The sequence below is a fragment of the Rathayibacter sp. CAU 1779 genome (genome assembly GCF_054551755.1).
In genome coordinates this window covers 175,195-194,124 of record NZ_JBTOLK010000001.1, presented here as the reverse complement: position 1 = coordinate 194,124, position 18,930 = coordinate 175,195, and the positions used below count along the sequence as shown (strand labels likewise).

The following is an 18,930-nucleotide window of genomic DNA, read 5'->3' as shown; positions in this document are numbered from 1 at the left end:
CGCGCCGGATCAGGCTCTGGACGGTCCGGCTGTCGAAAAGGAAGGTGCGGACATGGTCGTCTCCGGATCGAGCCGGGCCGACGCCGCAGGAGAGCCGCTACGCCTCGGCGATCCCACCGTGCCCACGGTGCTCAGGCTGTGGCGTACTCGCATCGTCGTGGCTCGCGAGGCCGAATACCAGCAGTTCGCGAACGAGCGGTCCCTTCCGATGTTCCGCCTCCAGCCCGGATTCCTGGGGCTGTACTTCGCGGGGGCCGGTGATGAGCGTCTTCTGGCGACGCTGTGGGAGTCCGCATCCGCGGCCGCCGCGCTCGACGAGTCCCCATCTTCTCGGAGCTTCGCCTCCGGGCGCCCAAACGCCTGCATCGCCGTCCGGAACGCGAACGGAACCACGGGCGCAGTCGGATGGTGATGACGACGTTCACCCGATTTGCACCCTGAACCCAATGGACGCCACCGGCCGACGGGCTCTCGCCCTAAGCTCGGGCCATGAGCCCGGAACACGCGGCGATCGTTTACAACCCTGTCAAGATCCCGCTCGACCGGGTTCGTCGCCTCGTGGAGGCGCAGGAGGCCGCCAACGGCTGGGCGCAGTCTCGGTGGTACGAAACCGACAGAGACGACGCGGGCCTGCAGGCGGCACGGGAGGCTCTGGCGAGCGACCCATCGGTGGTGATCGTTGCCGGCGGTGACGGCACCGTTCGCACGGTCGTCGAAGCCGTCTACGAGAGTGGCACGGCGGTCGCGCTGCTGCCGCTCGGCACGGGCAACCTCCTCGCCCGCAACCTCGGCCTTCCCCTGAACGACGTCGAGCGGTCGGTGACGACCGCCTTCACCGGTACCACCCGCGCCGTGGATGTGGCGGTAGCCGAACTCGAGGACGATGAGGGACGGCGGAGGACGCATTCGTTCCTCGTCATGGCCGGTATCGGACTCGACGCCGAGATGGCCGAGACCACGAGCGCGCTGGCCAAGAAGCACCTCGGCTGGCTCGCGTACGTGACGCCGATCGCCAGGTCCATCATCCGGAATCGCCTCTTCCATCTGACCTACCGGATCGACGGCGGACACGTCAGGTCGTCGCGCGCGCACACGATCATCGTCGGCAACTGCGGAACACTCACCGGCAACATGCTTCTCATTCCGGCAGCCGCTGTCGATGACGGGCTGCTCGACGTGGTGATGCTCCGTCCGAAAGGACGATTCGGTTGGGCCGGCATCGGCATTCGGCTCGCTCTGCAGGGGATCGCGCATCGGTCGCGGTTCGGGCGCAGGATGCTCGAACTCGCTCCCGATCTCCGCGCGCTCGCGTACGCGCAGGGACGGCGATTCGATGTGCACTTCGAGACGCCGCACGGCATCCAGCTCGACGGCGACAGCTTCGGACGTGTCACGCGGATGCGGATCAGTGTGCGCCAGGGCGCCCTGCGCGTCTGCGTGGACGACGTGCCTGTTGGCGGCGACTGAAGCGTGCGAGGCCGGTCCTTGAACGATGTGGCGTAAGGAAACCGCGATCTTCTCACGCCACATCGTCGAGCCCCGGAGGTACAGCGGCCAGGTCCAACGGCCTATCGCGGGCGGCCGGCCTGATACCGGCCGGGTGTCGTGCCCATCACCTTCGCGAAGGCGGCGATGAAGTCGCTCGGGTTGGACCAGCCGCAGGCGTGGGCGGTCTGGGTGACGTCGGTGCCCTCGGCGAGGAGAACGAGCGCGTGGTAGATGCGCAGTTGGGTGCGCCATTCGTAGAAGGACATGCCGAGTTCGATGCTCAGCAGCCGGCTGAGGGTGCGGGAACTGGCGCCGACCCGGGCGCCGAGCTCGGCCATGGATGCGTTGTCGTCCGGCCGCTCGCCGAGGATCCGAGCGAGGGCCTGCAAGCGGTCGTCGCGGGGCGTCGGCAGATACAGGGGCTGCTCCCGTGCCTCTCGGAGTTCGTCCACGAGGACGCGGCGCAATCGCGCCTGCGCCGATGCGCTGTAGCCTGACGGCTCGTCGTCGTGCGATCCCGTGAGTGCCAGAACGACCTCGCGGGCGAGGCCTGTCGCCAGGAAGATGGCGGGGCGTTGCAGGATGCGTGCGGCCAACGACGGCGGAACGAAGACGATCCGCATGTCGGTGTCGCCGTGTGCGCGGTGCTGGTGAGCACGTCCCGCGGGCGTCCACGCGATCCTGTCGGCCGGCACCACCGAGATGCCGTCGCTCGTGTGCACGGTGAGAACACCACTGGCCGCGTAGACCAGATGTCCCCGTTCGTGCGTCTGCACGGAACTGACGCCGCCGGACCGCCACAGGTGCCGTCCACCTGACGGCCACACCTGCGACTCCACAGCAGCCTTCGAAGCGTGGCGGGGAAGGGGCATCACACGTCAATCTATCGGTAGCAAGACGGCCGCGGGAGCGATGGGCTTGAGACAGACGGAATCCCATCTGCGAAGGAGAATCTTGTGGCGACATTCGTTCTTGTGCCAGGAGCGTGGCACGGCCCCTGGACGTTCGAAGGAGTCATCCCCTTGCTCGAAGCCTCGGGGCACACCGTCCATGCGGTGACGCTGACGGGGCTACGACCCGACGACGATGAAGCGACGATCGCACGCACGAACCTCGACACGCACGCGAACGACGTGCTGCAACTCCTGGATCGGAACCACATCGCCGACGCGACCCTTGTCGGCCACAGCTATGGCGGCATGGTGATCGCCGCCGCGGCCGACCGTGCGGCGGGGCGTGTCTCGCGGCTGGTCCACCTCGACGCCTACGTCCCGCACGACGGGGACTCGTGCTGGACGTTGACGACGGATGCCTATCGGCACGCATTCGCGACGGGTGCAGCGGACACCGGTTACGCGGTTCGCCCTCCGTTCAGGGCACCGAACGGCGGAGATCCGCGTCGGCGCCCGCACCCTCTCGCGTCGCTCCTGCAGTCGATCCGCCTCGGTGGTGAAGCGGATCGTGTCCCGCGACGCGACTTCATCTACTGCTCAGGCTGGGAAGACGGCACGCCCTTCGCCGGGCTCCGAGCTCGGCTCCAAGCGGACCCCGCGTGGCACGTGCACGACCTTCCGACGGGACACAACGCGATGCGCGAGGATCCGCACGCGGTGGCGGCGCTGCTCGATCTGGGCGATCGGATCTGACACGCAGAAGACCCCCGCCGCGGCGGGGGTCTTCTGCGTCCGCGTGCATCCGCAGGTCTACGGACGATCAAGGCCGGGCTGCGGATGCCGCGCCCCTACTGCGGCTGCAGCCCCAGCTGGAAGTGCACGGCTCCTTGCTCGTCGAGCTGAGCATCCAGGACCTTGTCGTTCAGCGCCTGGGACGCCGTCTCCTCCACGAAGACGCGCGCGTCGCCGTCCGTGATGATCTGGTCGTGAGCATCCGGAGCGGGTGTCACGCTCACGGCGAACGACGTGTCGCCCGCCTCGGAACCGCTGATGCGCAGTCCGGCTTCGGGCGAGTCGACGGCTTGCGCCGTCAGCGTCTTCACGATGGTGCTGGCGTTTTCGGTGAGGGTGAGCATGAGCTCTCCTTCCGGTTACGGGCAATGAGTCGGCCACGTTTCCGCACTCGGGAGGCATCCGCAACGGATTCCCGCGCATTCTGCGGGGACGCCCAGGGTCGCGTCGTCTGGGAGGTCATCCGGCCGGTCGCCAGCCGTTCTCCGTGGTGACCAGCGCGCCCGTCTTGGCGAGGCTTGTCTGGAGCGCGTCAGACGTTGGCCGGTACAGGGCTCGGCGCAGCCTGCGGCCCTCCGTCGGGCTTGCGGCGATGACCGGTGCGGACAGGGAATGGGCGGATGTGTCGTCGGCGTGCCGGATCTCGAGCAGCTCGAGGTGCTCGCCGAAGCGACGCGCCCCGCGAAGATCCGACGCTCGCGGAAGAACCATGACCCTGAGAAACCTGCGCTGACCTAGCGGGTTTTCTGACAGCATGTCCAGACTCACGCGGGTTCGTTATGGAATCGTGTCCGGGTACGTCCGAAACCCGAAACCCGAATCGAGTCGAAACGCATGCCCCACGGACGCCACCGCGCAACCCCCACAACCGAAAAGCCCCGAAGCTCCCGCACCGCCGTGGCACCCATCGACCGAGTGCCCGGCGATCGCACCGGTCGCACCCTCACGGTCCACGTGCCGACGTCCGGCCGACGCGCCGCCGCACGGATCCGAAAGCGATCCGGTCTCGGCGTCGCGATCGTCGCAGTCGCCTGCGCCGTCGGATTCTCCGTCGGGACCACCGCTTCGCCCGCAGCCGCGTTCACGCCGGATCCCGATGAGAACCCGACCACGGCATCCGTTCCGATCCAGGCGGCGGCGCAGACCTTCGCGGTCGACGCCGGAGCCCAGCAGGCGACGGTCGCCGTCGATGCGTTCAGCGCGACCAGTCAGAGCGAGCTGGATCAGAAGAACGCCGAGGCCGCAGCCGCACAGGCCGCCGCGGACGCTGCCGCCGCGGCGCAGGCCAGCGCGAGCACGGTCTCGGTGTCGAGTTCCGGATCCGGTCTCGGCGCCGCGATCCTCGCACTCGCCGAGACCTACATCGGTGTCGTCCCCTACTCCGCCGGCGCCTCACCGTCGGCGGGATTCGAGTGCGACGGCCTCGTGCAGTGGGTCTACGGCCAGAACGGCATCAGCCTGCCGCGCGGCGTGGATTCGCAGGCCGCGATGGGCACCCAGGTGTCGGAATCCGAGGCGGTCGCCGGCGATCTCGTCGTCTACCCCGGCCAGCACATCGGCATCTACGACGGCGACGGCGGCATCGTCGACTCGCCCGACTGGGGCCGCTACGTGTCGCACCGCGCCATCTGGGGCAGCCCGATCTTCGTGCACATCTCCGGGGTGTAGCCCGACTGCACATCTCCGGGGCGTAGCCCGAGAAGCGGAGCGGATGCCGTCGCGCGGGTTCCTCGTGGACTGCGCGGCGGCATCCGCTGCACGCTCGATGCGCCAACCCGGCAGGATGGACCGGTGGAATACTGCATCTTCGTCGAGCCGCAGCTCGGCATGACCTGGGACCAGCTGCTCGCCATCGCGAAGGCGACCGACAGGCTCGGGTTCCACGGCTTCTTCCGCTCCGACCACTACATCCAGCCCGATCACACGTTCCTCGGCGATCCCGCCGTCTCGGATGCCTGGACCACGCTCGCCGCGCTGGCCTTGGCGACCGAGCGCGTGCGACTGGGCACGCTCGTCACGCCGGTGACGTTCCGGCAGCCAGGTGTGCTCGCGGTGCAGGTGGCCAATGTGGATGCCATGTCAGGCGGGCGTGCCGAGCTCGGCCTCGGCGCGGGCTGGAACGCTCCGGAGCACGAGGCGTACGGCATCCCGTTCCCCGCCAAGCGCTTCGGGCTGCTCGAGGAGTCGCTGGCCATCGTGACCGGGCTCTGGCAGACACCGGTCGGCGACACGTTCAGCTTCTCCGGCGAGCACTATCGGCTGGATGCCGCACCCGGGGCGCAGCGGCCGGTGGGGGAGCGCATCCCGCTCATCATCGGCGGCGGAGGGCCGACCCGTACCCCGGCGCTCGCCGCGCGATACGCGACCGAGTTCAACACGGGCTTCGTCACCGACGACGTCTTCGCCGAGCGCTTCGCCCGCGCTCGGGACGCAGCGGATGCCGCGGGCCGCGATCCTGAGACCCTGCCGCTTTCCGCGGCAGTCACCGCCACCATCGGAGCGACGATGGGCGAGGCGGACGCCAGGGCGCACCGGCTGAAGATGGACCTCGACACCCAGCGCAGCCACGGCCTCTACGGTGCCCCCGCGGATGTCGCCGAGCGCATCGCGCGCCTGCGCGACCTGGGCGCGAAGCGCGTCTACCTGCAGCTGCTCGACGTGGTCGACCTGGATCAGCTGGACCTGCTGGTGGAGGCGACGCGACTGGTCGGGTGAGGGTCCCGGGCCTGTGCTTGCTCTAAACAGGTCGTAACTCGAAGAGCGGATGCCGCCGAGCCTCGGCGAGATAATCCTCCGGGGTGACCTCGATGCGTATCCGGTATCGCCGCAAGAGGCCGACGGGGGGTCGCATGTTCGGACCGAGCACCTTGCGGAGCAGCCGCGGCGAGCGGAACTGCTCGAGCACGCGACGAAGAAGCGCTGCCGCGTCATCGACCGGTACCTTGGTGGCGTGCACGGGAGTGCGACGGCCGCCGGGCTCGACCACGACCCCCTCGCCGGCTGCACGCAGATTCCGACCCCAACCTTCCGCGCCGTACGTCGCCTGGACATACCAGACTCCGTCGAGGTTCAACAGCGTGACAGGCACCGTTCGCTCGATCCCCGATCGGCGACCCCGAACGATCAGAAGAACGTTCGGCGCACCCGTCGGCATACCCGCTGGGATCATCCGCCGGGCAAGCGGATTGACCAGCCGGAACATCCGAAGCGCGGTCCGAACCCGCAAGTCGAGCTGCGAATCCCGAGACTGAGCACCACTCATCGACGATCACCCTCTCGCTGAAACGATCGGGAGCACACTCGCAGACAGGCTACGTCCGCGCCCGCAGCCGCGAGCAGCGATGGGTGGATGGTCCACGATGAGACCGAGCACGCCGGTGATCGGCGCGCTCTACAGGTATGCCGCAAAGCGGGGTACCCGTCCACTGCGGAGGGTCAGTGCACCAAAGTCCCCAGCCAGATCACGAGCAGTCCGAGCGCTCCCGTCGCGGCCGCCGCGACGAAACGCAGCCAGATCGGGCGGCGGTTGCGGGTGGCGACGACGAAACCGATGACGACGAGCAGGCCGACTCCGATCCAGAGTGCGATGTAGTACGCGACGTACTCGTCCATCACGCCCACGGAGGCCAGCAGCAGGAAGAACGCGGGCAGCAGCATCGCAACGAGCATCCCGATCGAGTGCCTGACGGCCTCGGCGAGCGCATCGCTGACCGCGACGGGATGCTCGGGGTCGGCATCCGCTCGGCGCGCAACGGCTGCGCGCGCGTACACGTGGGTCACCCAGAACACGAGGGTCGATCCCACGATGAAGACGAGCACCTCGAAGTCGGTGTTGAACTTCCAGCCGACGGCGATCAGCGCGCCGACGAGCACGATGCCGTACACGGTCGCCTCGGTGCTGAAGACGTCGACCACCGTGCGCATCGCCTTCACGGTGCGATTCGCGACGTCGTTCGTGCCGGCGGCCGGCGGTTCGGCGTGTCCGCGCGCCGCTGAGGTGCCCACGTGAACTGAACTTACCTCGTGTTCGTCCGGGCGGCGGGGATCGGGCGGATGATCCGCGAATGCACGGCCTCGCGGACGCGTCCACGGGTCCGCCGGGACCTGCGGCTCGGGTTGCGGCGCGGATAGGCTGACCCTTGGCGAAGGGGGATGCCGAATGTCGAGTGAGCTTCGTGACCGTGTGCCCATCGATGCGCAGAGTGTCGATGCCCCGCTCTCGAGGTTCGCGGTGTTCCTCGTGGTCACCGTCGCGCCAGACGCCGACTCGCTCGACACCGTGCGCGACACCATCTCCGGCATCGACGACCTGGTGAAGACCGTCGGATTCCGCGATCTGGGCGGCCACCTCTCCTGCGTCGTCGGCATCGGCAGCACGCTGTGGGACAGGCTCATGCCTGACATCCGTCCCGCCGAACTCGAGGTGTTCCCCACGGTGCGCGGGGCCGTGCACACCGCACCCTCGACGCCCGGCGACCTGCTGTTCCACATCCGCGCCGAGCGCGTCGACCTGTGCTTCGAGCTGGAGCGCCTGCTGCTCGATGCGCTCGGATCCGCCGTCCGCGTCGCCGACGAGACGCAGGGCTTCCGCTACTTCGATGCACGCGACCTGCTCGGCTTCGTCGACGGCACCGCCAACCCGATCGGCAGCGACCTCGCGGATGCCACGTTCATCGGTGACGCGGATCCCGCGTTCGCGGGCGGCAGCTATGTCGTCGTGCAGAAGTATCTGCACGACCTGAACGCGTGGGCATCCCTCACCGCCGAGCAGCAGGAGGCCGTGATCGGCCGCACGAAGCCCGACAACGTCGAGCTCGACGACAGCGTCGAGGACCAGAAGGCGCACAAGACGCTGACGACGATCACGGATGACGACGGCAACGAACTCGACATCCTGCGAGACAACATGCCGTTCGGGCGGCCGGGATCCGGCGAGTTCGGCACCTACTTCATCGGATACTCCGGCCGGCTCTGGGTGACCATGCAGATGATCGACCGCATGTTCATCGGCGACCCGCCCGGGTTCCACGACAAGATCCTGGACGTCTCCACCGCGGTGACCGGCTCGACATTCTTCGTGCCCTCCAACCCGGTGCTGCAGGCGCTCGCGGATCCGGACGCGTTGGCGGCAACCCTCGGCGCGCACGACTCGGATGGCGTCGGCTCCTCGGCCGCACTGCTGAGCGAGCAGAGCGCTCCGGCGGCTGAGGACGCGGACGACTCACTCGGCATCGGATCGCTGCGAAATCCATCGGTACCGGACACAGAAGGAACGGCATCATGACGAATCACCTGTTGCGCGGCCGCGCCCCGCTCACCGACGCGACCTGGAAGCTGCTGGATGAGGAGGCATCCGCTCGCCTTCCCGTCGCGCTCGGCGCGCGCAAGCTCGTCGACTTCTCGGGTCCGCACGGATGGGAGCATTCGGCGACGAACCTCGGACGCGTCGGCGGCGTGGTCGATGCTCCGGAGGAGTCCGTGATCGCGCGCATCCGGAAGGTGCTGCCGCTGACGGAGGTGCGTGCCGACTTCGCGCTCGAGCGCGAGGAGCTCGACGCGGCGGACCGTGGCGCCGAGGACGTCGACCTAGGCCCGCTGGACGACGCTGCGGTGCGCATCGCGCGCGTGGAGAACTCGGCGGTCTTCAACGGATGGGATGCCGCGGGCATCACGGGCATCGTCCCCGCGTCGCCGCACCGTCCGCTCGTGCACCAGGGTGCACCGCAGGACTACGACGACGTCGTGACGCAGGCGATCGCCGCGCTGAAGCGGTCGGGGGTCGACGGACCCTATGCGCTGGCGCTCGGCCCCACGCAGTGGACGAGCGTGATCGAGGCGAACGAGGGAGGCGGATATCCGCTCATCCGGCATCTGCGCGACATTCTCGGCGGCCCTGTGGAGTGGGTGCCCGGCCTCGATGGCGTCGTCGTTCTGAGCCTGCGCGGCGGGGACTTCGTGCTCGAGGTGGGCCAGGATCTGGCCATCGGCTACCGCACGCACGACGCCGACAGCGTCAGCCTCTACCTCGAGGAGTCGTTCAGCTTCCGGGTCAACACACCGGAGGCCGCGATCCAGGTGATCATCTCCTGACTCGACGTCGGAGCCTGCAGGGCGCGTGCGCGCGCATCCGCTGAAGAAGAGGGTCGGGGTGTCCCGGCCGCCACGCAGGCAGCGGCCGGGATGCCCTCCATCGTGAACGTGCTCATGTTCGTCTCACCGTCGCGGCATGAGGTGCGCGGCATAGAGCCATGCCAGTTCGCGAGCATTCCGCTCCCTGGCGACCTGGTTGCGGAGCGAGGCCTGATCCCAGTCCTCGGCGGCGCCGTTGCTCCGGCGGCTCTCGTGCCGGCTCCAGATGATCAGTGCGACACCGACCCGCATCGCGAGTCGGTCGACGAGGCTCGGCGGGTGCGAGTCGAGAGTCAGCTCGTCCACGGTCTCGGTTGCGATCGACCGAGTCCGCTCGAGCGTTTGCGTATCCATAAGGGTTACTCCAGTTGAGCTGTTGTGCCGGCAGGGGCTGCCGGCACGAGTGATGGTGATGCGGCACCGGCCCGGTGCGGGCGCGGTTCACGCGATTCGGACGGATGCCCGACTCGCGATCTCGAGGGACGGATAGAAGAGACGATGGGTCGCCTGGCGCCGGAACGGTCGTGGATTCTGCCCGTGGCACGTTTTGCAGTGAGCAGAGCGCGGTGAGCAGAGCCGGCGGTAGGCAGAGTCTGCGGTCGGCCGCGCCCTGCGTCGTCGGATCCGTTCAGCGGATCAGGGCATAGCGGATCCGCTGAACGGAGGGCGGGGCAGCCCGCGTGCACGGCGCTGCGCTGAGCGGGTGCCGGTTCTGGCGAGTCCCGATGACGTGCGACGGTCGGGCATCATCGAAGGCGTCGAACGGATGTCGGACGAACCGACATCGCAGACACGACGACGACGCATCCCGCCGAAGCGGGGACCGTCAGCGCGCGGACAGGATCAGAGTGGCGTGCTGCTGAGAACTCTGCTCAGAGCACCGACTCTGGCCTCAGAACGCCGGCACGGCCATTAGCAGGCTGCCCCGGTACGACGTGCGCGTCGCGCGGTGACGAGACCGGCGCCACGGAGCACGAAGGTGTGAGGCTGGATGTGCGTGATGGTCTTCATCATGACTGTCCCCTTTCGTGTTCCCGTGCGGCTCGAGCGCGAAGTGATCGCGCGAGCGAGACGCCGGATGAGGCCCGAATGGGCCTTGGTAAACCTAGCGAGGATCGGGATGCCCGCGCAACGGTGCATGCGCAAGCATGCGAATCCGTGTCCGTTCCGTTATCGGCCGGGCCCGCGGCCGATAGCGGAGTGTGTGGTTGCTACAGCCGCTTGGCACCCTCGACAGTGACCCGGATGACGTACATTCGCGTCGTCGCTGTGATGTAGAGCAGATTGCGCTGGGGTCCGCCGAACTCGAGGTTCGCCGCCGTCTCCGGCAGCTGCAGCAGGCCGAGCAGCGTGCCGTCCGGGTCGTAGACGTGGATGCCCTCGGTGGTCGCGACCCAGAGACGGCCGACGGTGTCGATCCGTAGCCCGTCGAAGGCGGCGTCGCTCGACACGAGCTCGCGACCGGGATCCAGGCGGTCGCCGCGAACGTCGAAGACCGAGATCGTGCGGCGCTCGCTGTCGGTCACGTACAGCTGCGACTCGTCGGGGGAGAAGGCGAGGCCGTTCGGCTGGGTCAGGGCGGTGCAGACCGCCGCGAGTCCGGCATCCGCCGACCAGCGATAGACGTTGCGACTGCCGAGCTCTTCCGCCCCGCGGTGGCCCTCGTAGTCGCTCAGGATGCCGTACGTCGGGTCCGTAAACCACACCGACCCGTCCGAGCGGACCACCACGTCGTTCGGGCTGTTCAGCCGATGCCCTTCGTAGGAGTCGGCGATGACGGATGTCGAACCGTCGTGCTCGCGCCGCACGACGCTCCGATCGCCCTGTCGGCAGCTGACGAACCGGCCCTGCGGATCCACCGTGCGCCCGTTATAGAAGCCCGCCGGATGCTCCCACACGTCGACGCGCCCGCTCAGCTCGTCGTAGCGCAGCACGCGGTCGTTCGGGATGTCGCTGAACAGCAGGAAGCGCCCCTGCGGCGAGTACGCGGGGCCTTCGAGCCAGCGTCCGTCGTCGAACAGGATGCGCAGTTCGGAGTCCCCGCGAATTCCGTCGAACCGCGCATCCCTGCGCTCGAAGACGGCGGGGATGCGATCGGGTGCCATGGAGTCATTCCATCGCATGCGGGGTGCGGACTTCCATCCGACCCTCCTGCACAGATTTCCAGCTGAGTTGAACGTAGGACCTTATCGGCCGCTGACGGTGCCGGATGCCATCATTGACGGCATGGCATTCGCACTGCTAGATCGGCCGATGTACTCGTATTCTGACGTGGATCGGCTGGTCGGCGTGCAGCCAGGTACTGCGCGGCGGTGGCTCGAGGGATATTCGCGTTCGGGCAAGTTCTACGAGCCGGTGCTGCGCGAATCCCCTTCGGGGTCTGAAGTCGTCACGTGGGGAGAGATGGTGGAGTCCCGCCTCCTCGCCGAATTCCGGAGCAAGCAAGTACCCGTGCAGCGGCTCCGACCAGCCATCGAGCGCCTGCGCCAGGAGTTTGGACCCTACCCGCTTGCCATGGCCCGAACTTTCATCAGCGCAGAGGGGCGCGAGCTCGTTCGAGTTGTGCAGGAAGAGGTGGGGGTCGATCGTCCGCTGAGGTTTGTCGTTGTGCGCAGCGGGCAGGTCATGCTGGCTGATGAGACCGAGCGCTTTCGCCAGTCTGTTCGCTACGGAGACGATGGCAGCGTGACCCGGTTGCAGCCGGATGCCCGTACTCCCGCTGTTGTCATGGACCCGTCCCACGCGTTCGGGCAGCCGGCAATTCGTAACGTGCGGAGCGATGCATTAGCAGAGGACTACCGTGCGGGAACCAGCCGGGAATCTTTGGCTGATCTCTACGACCTCACACCTCAACAGGTAGATGAGGCGATTCGCTTTGAATTGATCGCGTCAAGCGAGCGCGTCGCCTGATGCCTTCGACGTTCACGCCGGTGTACTTCGCCGACGAGAACTGCCTTGCCTTCGGCAAACTCCTGCGGCGCAACGGGCGTAACGATGTTCTTTACCCGGGCCACGAAGATCTCCCCGAGGTCCCGCTCGGAACTGCCGACCTCGAATGGATGCCCGTGGTCGGCGCACGTGCCTATGTTGTGATCACGCGGGATCGGCATATTCGAACCCGTCCGGCAGAACTGGATGCCTACATCGAGCATGGCATCCGCTCGATATGGATCGGTGCAAAACGAGACCTCGGCCCACAGGACCAGGTCGATGTATTCCTCGCCAACGAAGCGCGGTTGAGGCGCGAGATCATCAAGCTCGGTGGTGGACCCTGGTCAGTTGCGCTGTCGCCTTCGGGCGTTCGGCCATTGCGGATGCGCGCGAACAGGTAGAAGCGGTCGACACGGCTTACACCGCGATCGCCGCATCGATCTTCCGTCACCGCTGCAGAGATACGCGTGGCACGGCGCTCGCGTGCAACTTCGATACCACGCAGTTCTCCGATCCTGCTCTCGAAGCACGGTCCCACGTTGTAACACTCCGTCACCTCCGCCCCTGGGAATGTCCTGTTGACTAGCGTGGCGCGGTGACTTCCACGACCGACTCCCCCGATACACCCGAGAAGACCCGAACGCGCAAGACCCCTCGTTGGCTGACGTCGTTCGGAGTGCAAATCATCGCCGGCCTCGTTGCCGGTGTGATCGTGGGCCTGATCGCCCGCGCCATGGGCGGCACGCTGCTCGACCCGAACTGGCTCACCGCAACCGTCACCACGATCGGCAACTCGTATGTGTCGTTGCTCACGGCGGCAGTGGTGCCGCTGGTGTTCACGGCCGTCGTGAGCTCGATTGCCAACCTTCGCCGGGTGTCCAACGCGGCGAAGCTGGCCATTCAGACGCTCATCTGGTTCGCCATCACGGCCTTCATCGCGGTGCTCATCGGCATCGCTCTCGGCCTCATCGTGCAGCCGGGTGCTCACACGGGCGTCTCGAAGTCGGCTGAAGCAGTGCCGAGCCATGTCGGATCCTGGTGGGCGTTCCTCGTCGGCCTGATCCCGTCGAACGTGTTCGGCCTCGCCGCGAACTCGCAGGTGACCGGCACCGGGACGTCCACCGCGGTCACGACCGCCGTGTCGTTCAACGTGCTGCAGGTGCTCGTCATCTCGGCGGCCATCGGCATCGCGGCGCTCGTCGTCGGCAAGAAGGCGGAGCCGTTCCTCAACCTCACGTCGTCGGTGCTGGCGATCATCCAGAAGGTGCTGTGGTGGATCATCCGCCTCGCCCCGATCGGCACGCTCGCGCTCATCGCGAAGGCCGTCGCCACCTACGGCTGGGATGCCCTCGGCTCGCTCGGCGTGTTCGTGATCTGCATCTACGTGGGCCTCGTGATCATCCTGTTCGTCGTGTACCCGATCATCGTTCGCGCCAACGGACTCTCCATCAAGCAGTACTACTCGGGCGCGTGGCCGGCGATCCAGCTCGGATTCGTGTCGCGCTCCTCGATGGGCACCATGCCGCTGACCGAGCGCGTGACCGAGCGCAACCTCGGCGTTCCGCGTGAGTACGCTGCATTCGCGGTCCCGCTTGGTGCCACCACCAAGATGGACGGATGCGCCGCCCTCTACCCGGCACTGGCCTCGATCTTCGTGGCGCAGTTCTACGGCATCCACCTCACGTTAGGCCAGTTCCTGCTGATCATCGTCGTGGCCGTGATCGGATCCGCCGCCACCGCAGGCACCACCGGCGCCACGGTGATGCTCACGCTAACGCTGTCCACGCTGGGCCTGCCGCTCGCCGGCGTCGGCCTGCTTCTCGCGATCGACCCGATCATCGACATGGGCCGCACGGCCATCAACGTCGCCGGCCAGGCACTGGTGCCGACGATCGTCGCCAAGCGCAACAAGATCCTCGACCTCGACCTGTACAACGCGAAGCGCAGCGGCGACCCGTTCAAGGACGACGACGCGAAGACCGATGACACGGTCGACGCCGCGGATCGCAGTCTGGAGCCCGCGAACGCCTGACGCGAGGGTTCTCGTCATCGCTGGTTGAGCCTGTCGAACCTTTCGCCGGTTGAGCTCGTCGAAACCAGCCCGCCGACCGCCGAGTCACCTTCGGTGGCGATCGCGGGGGGTTTCGACAGGCTCGACCCGCGGTGTGGTTTCGACGGGCTCAGCCTGCGGTAGCGGGGTGCGTCGGGCGCGGAGCCCTGTCGCCTACCATCGACGAGTGCGCAGACCGACCTCCCGGATGCTCCGCGCGGCCGCCGTCGTCGGTGTCACCGCCGCGCTCGCCGTCGTGCTCGGCGGATGTGCGACATCCGCTCCGACGCCGTCCGGCACGTCGAGCGCTCGGACGACGCACACGCAGACGCCCGCGCCGACGCCGACCGCGACGGACCCGCTCGTCGGCATGACGCTCGAGCAGAAGGTCGGGCAGCTGTTCATGGTGGGCACGCAGGCGACCACCGCGGATCCCACGACGGTGAAGGCCATCGCCGACCTGCACGTCGGCAGTGTCTTCCTCGCAGGGCGTTCGCATGCCGGCACGGCTGCCGCGAACTCCGTTGTGTCCCAGTTCACCGCCCAGGCGACGCCTGCGGCGACCGCCGGGCTGCCGTTGTTCGTCGCCACCGATCAGGAGGGCGGCGAGGTGCAGGTGCTGAACGGCCCAGGCTTCGATGAGATGCCATCTGGTCTTCAGCAGGGGGCCATGGCACCGGATGCGTTGCGGGACGCGGCGACGCGGTGGGGGAGTCAGCTGAAGTCGGCGGGCGTGAACATGAACCTCGCGCCCGTCGTGGACCTGATCCCGTCGCCTCAGGCGGCTGCGAACAACCCGCCGATCGGCGGATTCGACCGCCAGTTCGGATACGACCCCGACACAATCACGAGTCACGCCGACGCCTTCCGGGCGGGCATGGACACCTCGGGTGTCACCCCGGTGATCAAGCACTTCCCTGGCCTGGGCAACGTGACCCGGAACACGGATACGGACTCCGGTGTGACGGATACGGTCACGACGGCGACGAGCCCCAGCGTCGGCGTGTTCGGCACGGAGATCCAACGCGGGGCGCGGGTCGTGATGATGTCCACCGCGATCTACACGCAGCTGGATCCGAACTCGCCCGCTGTGTTCTCATCCGCGATCGTGACCGGGTTGCTGCGGGACAAGCTCGGCTTCCGCGGCGTCGTGATGAGCGACGACCTCTCCGCTGCGGAGCAGACATCCGCGTGGTCGCCGGCGGATCGAGCGGTCCTCGCGCTTCAGGCCGGGGTCGACATCGTGCTCATCTCGGCCGACTCCTCGCTCGCGGCACCGATGGTCGCCGCGGTGGTCGCGAAGGCGCAGACAGATCCTGCGTTCGCCAAGACGGTGGACGACGCCGCACGTCGGGTGGTGGAGCTCAAGCGGTACCAGTTCCAGTGACATGCCGCCCGTGGCATGCATCCCTTCCGCGGCATGCATCCCTTCCGTGGCACCTCCCGCCGGCCGTTCACGGTCTGCGCCATGGCACTGACCCTTGTTTCCGCGCCATTTGCGCACTATCGCGCCAGCGAGGGTGGCGCAAGAGTGCGCAAATGGCGCGATTGTGGAGGGCGAGGTTGCGCCGATGCGGGAGATCGCGCGGCGGACCAGTAGTCACTGTGCGGCAGGCTGCTGCTGCGTGATGCAGTGGATGCCGCCGCCGCGCGCGAAGATGGCGCGGGCATCCGCTCCCACGATCTCTCGACCGGGATATGCCTCTGCGAGTATGTCCAACGCCTGCTCGTCGTGCGGGTCGTCGAAGGTGCACGCGATCACGGCGTCGTTCACGACGAGATGGTTGACGTAGCTGTAACCGACGAAGTCGTCCTCATCGCGCAGCACCTGCGGTGCCGGCAGCTGGATGATGTCCCACTCGTCACCGTCCGGCGTTCGTGCGGAGCGCAGCGCGTCGACGACGTCGCGGGTGAGCGTGTGATCGGGATGGGCGTCATCCGTCTGGCTGTGCACGAGCACGCGTCCAGGTGAGGGGAAGGCGGCGAGCAGATCCGCGTGTCCGTGGGTGCCGAACCGCTGCTCGTCCCGGTACAGCCCGCGTTTCAGCCAGATGGGGTTCGTGGTGCCGAGGGTGCGCGCGAGCTCGGCCTCGACATCCGTCTTGCTCCAGCCGGGGTTGCGGGCCGGATCGAGTTGCACGCTCTCGGTGAGCAGAACGGTGCCGAGACCGTCGACCTGGATGCCGCCTCCTTCATTGACGAGATCGCTCACGACCCTGCGCGCTCCGGCCCTGGCCGCGACCAGCGCGGCGATGACGCTGTCGTTGCCCCAGCGCGCCCAGTCCTGACCGCCCCAGCCGTTGAAGCGCCAGGTGACGGCGCCGAGTCTGCCGTTCTCGTCGCGTACGAAGGTGGGGCCAATGTCGCGCATCCAGGCGTCGTCGAGCGGCGCGGTCACGATGTCGACCTCCGTGGAGAGGTACCGGCGCGCGACGGCGACGTCGTGCGGGTCGACCACCATGGTCACCGGTTCGAAGCGCAGGATGGCGTGGGCCACCTCGGCCCACGCGTTGCGTGCCGCGTCGAGGTCGTCGGCCGTCTCGCCGAGGTAGGCGTCGGCGGGAGGGAAAGCCATCCAGATGCGCTCCTGCCGTGCGGTCTCTGCCGGCAGATGCCAGGGCGTCTCCTCGATCAGCTCGACGGTGGTCGTCACGTCGACCACCTCGCCGGATCCGTCCACCGCGAAGACCTCGGACTCCACGATCTCGATCTCGACGATCTCGCCCTCGGCGTCGACGGCGAAGAGCTCGGAGACATCCGCTGGTGCGTCGGATTCTCCGGGGGTGCCGGGCTCTGCGTGCGGGCCGGGTGCGGCGTTCGCGCTGTCGCCCGAGGCATCCGGTTCGGCATCGGATCCGACGGCGTCTGCGATCGGCTCCTCGCCCGGTTCGTCATCCGCTCCCGGATTCCGCACGTCGTTCATCGCCGCCCCCACACCGTCGTCTGCCCGTTCGAACTCAGGTCCCTCGACCATGGTGCGTCAGCCGCGGCGATGGCGCGTCCTCCGAAGCGGGTGGTCCGTGTGCGGCGATGTCAGGACGAGAGGCCGACCGCGCGCAGCGCCGTCCACACTTCAGCCCGGTCGGCGAACGTGCCGAAGTCGCGCCCGAGGAGACGTCCGGCGGAGCGGATGCGCGCCGTCAGCGTGTGCCGATGCACGCCGAGTTCTCGGGCGGCGGAGTCGTAGACGCCGTTGTGCTCCAGCCAGACCAGCAGCGACCGAGCGAGCACGCCCTCCGGGTCGCGGGTCGTCAACGGCGCCAGCAGCGCGGTCGCTCTGGAACGGATCTGCGGATCGTCTCCCTTCGGAATCATTCCTGCCGCTCTGCTGCCGGACTCCCGCGAGGCCGCAGGCGAGCCGGAGGCCGATCCGGTGTTCGGGCCGTCGGCCGGAGCGGCAGTCGTGTCCATGGACGTCGCGCCCACCGCGGCCATCGGTGTGCGTTGCAACTCGGCGTCGACGCGGAGCCGCGCCGCGCGGAGTGCCGCGACCTCCGACACCGACAGGCTGTCCGACTCGTGCGCCAGCGCCCGCACGTCGTCGAGGGCGCGCACCAGCGCGGCCCGGACGGCGGACCGGGCCGCATCCACGGCATGTCCCTGTTCCAGCGCAAGCCCGGCTAGCGCCACCACGCTCGTGACGACCTGCTGGGTTGCCTGATCCGCGTCCTCGTTGCCGCCGTGAGCCAGCACGCCCAGCAGACGATCGCTCGCGCCGATCGTCTGCAGCGAGGCGGTGGTGCCCGCCTCGACGACGTTGGATGCTGCGCGGCGGCGTGCGCGCAGCATCCGCTTCGCCTCGGTCTCGATGTCGGCGCGGGCCGATCCGGATAAGGCCTTCGTGGGGAACACACGCTGAATCGTGCCGGCGGCGTCGGTCAGTGCGACCCATCCGCCGAGCTGCCTGGCGAGTTCGGCCAGGGTCGCTGCCAGCCCGTCCGAACGCAGCGCGGCCAGGGAGAGCGCCCGCTGGGCGGACAGCGCCCACGTGTTGCGCGCGTAGGCCTGTTCGGCCATGAGGTCGGCCGCGTAGCGGGCGACCGCGATGAACGGCGTGCGGTACGGCACCTCGAGCAGCGGAAGGCCGTAGCTGGTGCAGGCCGCGATGAGCGCGGGCGGCGTCGTGCGCACGACCTCGGTGCCGAAGCCGAGAGCTACGACACCGGTCGACACGAGACGCGCGATGTAACCGTCGTAACCGGATTCCGAGCCGGAGTCGGGCTCGGAATGGGAATCGGAGTCCAAGTCGGAGTCGGGGTCGGAATGGGAGCCGGAGTCGGAATCGGCGTTGAAACCGGAGGCGGACGCGTCGTCATGGGGTGTTCTGGATCGCTTTGGCGCTGAATTCGCTCGCGGCTCTGCATTCATGCGAGCGCCCGTGCCCCGGTCGAACTGGGTGCCCGTCGTCAGCAGCACTTGTCCGGGCGCGAGAAACGGAGTCGGGTCGACGAGATCGGAGCTGTGCACCCAGGAGACCTCGGCGTCGAGTCGGGTGGCGGTGGTGGAATCAGTCGGCGTGAGAAGTGTGAGTCCGAGCTCGCGGCGAGCGAGGAGCATGCGCACGGTCGGCGTCGGCATGTCTTGATTGTACAAAGTGGCCAGTCATGCCTCGGGAAGTGGCCAGCGTGTACAGGTCAGGGGCTCGGC

Annotated in this window: 20 protein-coding genes; 11 read left to right on the top strand and 9 right to left on the bottom strand. The window is 68.0% G+C overall.

The genetic code is table 11. From position 1 onward, the window contains the following. The first annotated feature begins 52 nt into the window (after positions 1-52). Complete coding sequence (locus ACX9R5_RS00855; RefSeq protein WP_459407117.1) at positions 53-412, top strand: hypothetical protein; 360 nt, start codon at positions 53-55, stop codon at positions 410-412. 77 nt (positions 413-489) lie between these two features. Beyond that, entirely contained in the window at positions 490-1,467 is a 978-nt protein-coding gene (locus ACX9R5_RS00850) for a diacylglycerol/lipid kinase family protein (RefSeq protein ID WP_459407116.1), read from the top strand. Between the two features lie 101 nt (positions 1,468-1,568). On the opposite strand, the gene ACX9R5_RS00845 is transcribed toward ACX9R5_RS00850, so the two are convergent. Beyond that, a complete protein-coding gene (locus ACX9R5_RS00845) occupies positions 1,569-2,360 on the bottom strand; it encodes a helix-turn-helix domain-containing protein (protein ID WP_459407115.1) in 792 nt (263 codons plus the stop codon). An 84-nt stretch (positions 2,361-2,444) separates the two neighbouring features. Here ACX9R5_RS00845 and ACX9R5_RS00840 point away from each other — a divergent pair, with 84 nt between their 5' ends. Next, positions 2,445-3,134 carry an alpha/beta fold hydrolase gene (locus ACX9R5_RS00840; protein WP_459407114.1) on the top strand — a complete coding sequence of 230 codons (690 nt, stop codon included), beginning with the start codon at positions 2,445-2,447 and terminating at the stop codon, positions 3,132-3,134. A 95-nt stretch (positions 3,135-3,229) separates the two neighbouring features. On the opposite strand, the gene ACX9R5_RS00835 is transcribed toward ACX9R5_RS00840, so the two are convergent. Both ACX9R5_RS00835 and ACX9R5_RS00830 read right to left on the bottom strand, forming a co-directional pair. After that, positions 3,230-3,517 (bottom strand): Fe-S cluster assembly protein HesB, encoded by a 288-nt coding sequence (locus tag ACX9R5_RS00835; RefSeq protein ID WP_459407113.1) that lies wholly within the window; start codon positions 3,515-3,517, stop codon positions 3,230-3,232. A gap of 115 nt (positions 3,518-3,632) precedes the next feature. Continuing rightward, entirely contained in the window at positions 3,633-3,884 is a 252-nt protein-coding gene (locus tag ACX9R5_RS00830) for a hypothetical protein (protein ID WP_459407112.1), read from the bottom strand. Between the two features lie 186 nt (positions 3,885-4,070). Here ACX9R5_RS00830 and ACX9R5_RS00825 point away from each other — a divergent pair, with 186 nt between their 5' ends. Next, on the top strand, positions 4,071-4,841 hold the full coding sequence (locus ACX9R5_RS00825; protein WP_459407111.1) for a C40 family peptidase: 771 nt from the start codon (positions 4,071-4,073) through the stop codon (positions 4,839-4,841). A 123-nt stretch (positions 4,842-4,964) separates the two neighbouring features. Further along, positions 4,965-5,888, top strand: a complete 924-nt coding sequence (locus tag ACX9R5_RS00820; protein ID WP_459407110.1) for a TIGR03560 family F420-dependent LLM class oxidoreductase — start codon at positions 4,965-4,967, stop codon at positions 5,886-5,888. Between the two features lie 22 nt (positions 5,889-5,910). Here the strand turns inward: ACX9R5_RS00820 and ACX9R5_RS00815 are convergent, their stop codons facing one another. Both ACX9R5_RS00815 and ACX9R5_RS00810 read right to left on the bottom strand, forming a co-directional pair. Beyond that, complete coding sequence (locus ACX9R5_RS00815; protein WP_459409006.1) at positions 5,911-6,327, bottom strand: nitroreductase family deazaflavin-dependent oxidoreductase; 417 nt, start codon at positions 6,325-6,327, stop codon at positions 5,911-5,913. A 281-nt stretch (positions 6,328-6,608) separates the two neighbouring features. After that, positions 6,609-7,178 (bottom strand): hypothetical protein, encoded by a 570-nt coding sequence (locus tag ACX9R5_RS00810; RefSeq protein ID WP_459407109.1) that lies wholly within the window; start codon positions 7,176-7,178, stop codon positions 6,609-6,611. 154 nt (positions 7,179-7,332) lie between these two features. On the opposite strand from ACX9R5_RS00810, the gene ACX9R5_RS00805 reads away from it, so the two are divergent. Together ACX9R5_RS00805 and ACX9R5_RS00800 are read left to right on the top strand one after the other, a co-directional pair. Continuing rightward, positions 7,333-8,457, top strand: coding sequence for a Dyp-type peroxidase (locus ACX9R5_RS00805; protein ID WP_459407108.1), 1,125 nt, complete (start codon positions 7,333-7,335; stop codon positions 8,455-8,457). Beyond that, positions 8,454-9,263 (top strand): family 1 encapsulin nanocompartment shell protein, encoded by an 810-nt coding sequence (locus ACX9R5_RS00800; RefSeq protein WP_459407107.1) that lies wholly within the window; start codon positions 8,454-8,456, stop codon positions 9,261-9,263. The genes ACX9R5_RS00805 and ACX9R5_RS00800 overlap by 4 nt, the downstream gene beginning before the upstream one ends. A 123-nt stretch (positions 9,264-9,386) precedes the next feature. Here ACX9R5_RS00800 and ACX9R5_RS00795 read toward each other — a convergent pair whose 3' ends face one another. Both ACX9R5_RS00795 and ACX9R5_RS00790 read right to left on the bottom strand, forming a co-directional pair. After that, positions 9,387-9,656: a hypothetical protein gene (locus ACX9R5_RS00795; protein WP_459407106.1), complete on the bottom strand. Its 270-nt coding sequence runs from the start codon at positions 9,654-9,656 to the stop codon at positions 9,387-9,389. Positions 9,657-10,513: 857 nt separating this feature from the next. After that, on the bottom strand, positions 10,514-11,407 hold the full coding sequence (locus ACX9R5_RS00790) for an SMP-30/gluconolactonase/LRE family protein (protein ID WP_459407105.1): 894 nt from the start codon (positions 11,405-11,407) through the stop codon (positions 10,514-10,516). 121 nt (positions 11,408-11,528) lie between these two features. Here ACX9R5_RS00790 and ACX9R5_RS00785 point away from each other — a divergent pair, with 121 nt between their 5' ends. From ACX9R5_RS00785 to ACX9R5_RS00770, 4 genes are all read left to right on the top strand, one after another. Then, on the top strand, positions 11,529-12,212 hold the full coding sequence (locus tag ACX9R5_RS00785; RefSeq protein ID WP_459407104.1) for a DUF433 domain-containing protein: 684 nt from the start codon (positions 11,529-11,531) through the stop codon (positions 12,210-12,212). Beyond that, complete coding sequence (locus ACX9R5_RS00780) at positions 12,212-12,634, top strand: PIN-like domain-containing protein (RefSeq protein WP_459407103.1); 423 nt, start codon at positions 12,212-12,214, stop codon at positions 12,632-12,634. The genes ACX9R5_RS00785 and ACX9R5_RS00780 overlap by 1 nt, the downstream gene beginning before the upstream one ends. 194 nt (positions 12,635-12,828) lie before the next feature. Then, positions 12,829-14,265, top strand: coding sequence for a dicarboxylate/amino acid:cation symporter (locus tag ACX9R5_RS00775; RefSeq protein ID WP_459407102.1), 1,437 nt, complete (start codon positions 12,829-12,831; stop codon positions 14,263-14,265). Between the two features lie 205 nt (positions 14,266-14,470). Further along, entirely contained in the window at positions 14,471-15,670 is a 1,200-nt protein-coding gene (locus tag ACX9R5_RS00770; RefSeq protein WP_459407101.1) for a glycoside hydrolase family 3 N-terminal domain-containing protein, read from the top strand. 213 nt (positions 15,671-15,883) lie between these two features. On the opposite strand, the gene ACX9R5_RS00765 is transcribed toward ACX9R5_RS00770, so the two are convergent. Next, a complete protein-coding gene (locus ACX9R5_RS00765) occupies positions 15,884-16,894 on the bottom strand; it encodes an agmatine deiminase family protein (RefSeq protein ID WP_459409005.1) in 1,011 nt (336 codons plus the stop codon). A gap of 422 nt (positions 16,895-17,316) precedes the next feature. Next, a complete protein-coding gene (locus tag ACX9R5_RS00760) occupies positions 17,317-18,861 on the bottom strand; it encodes a PucR family transcriptional regulator ligand-binding domain-containing protein (protein WP_459407100.1) in 1,545 nt (514 codons plus the stop codon). Positions 18,862-18,930: the final 69 nt, after the last annotated feature.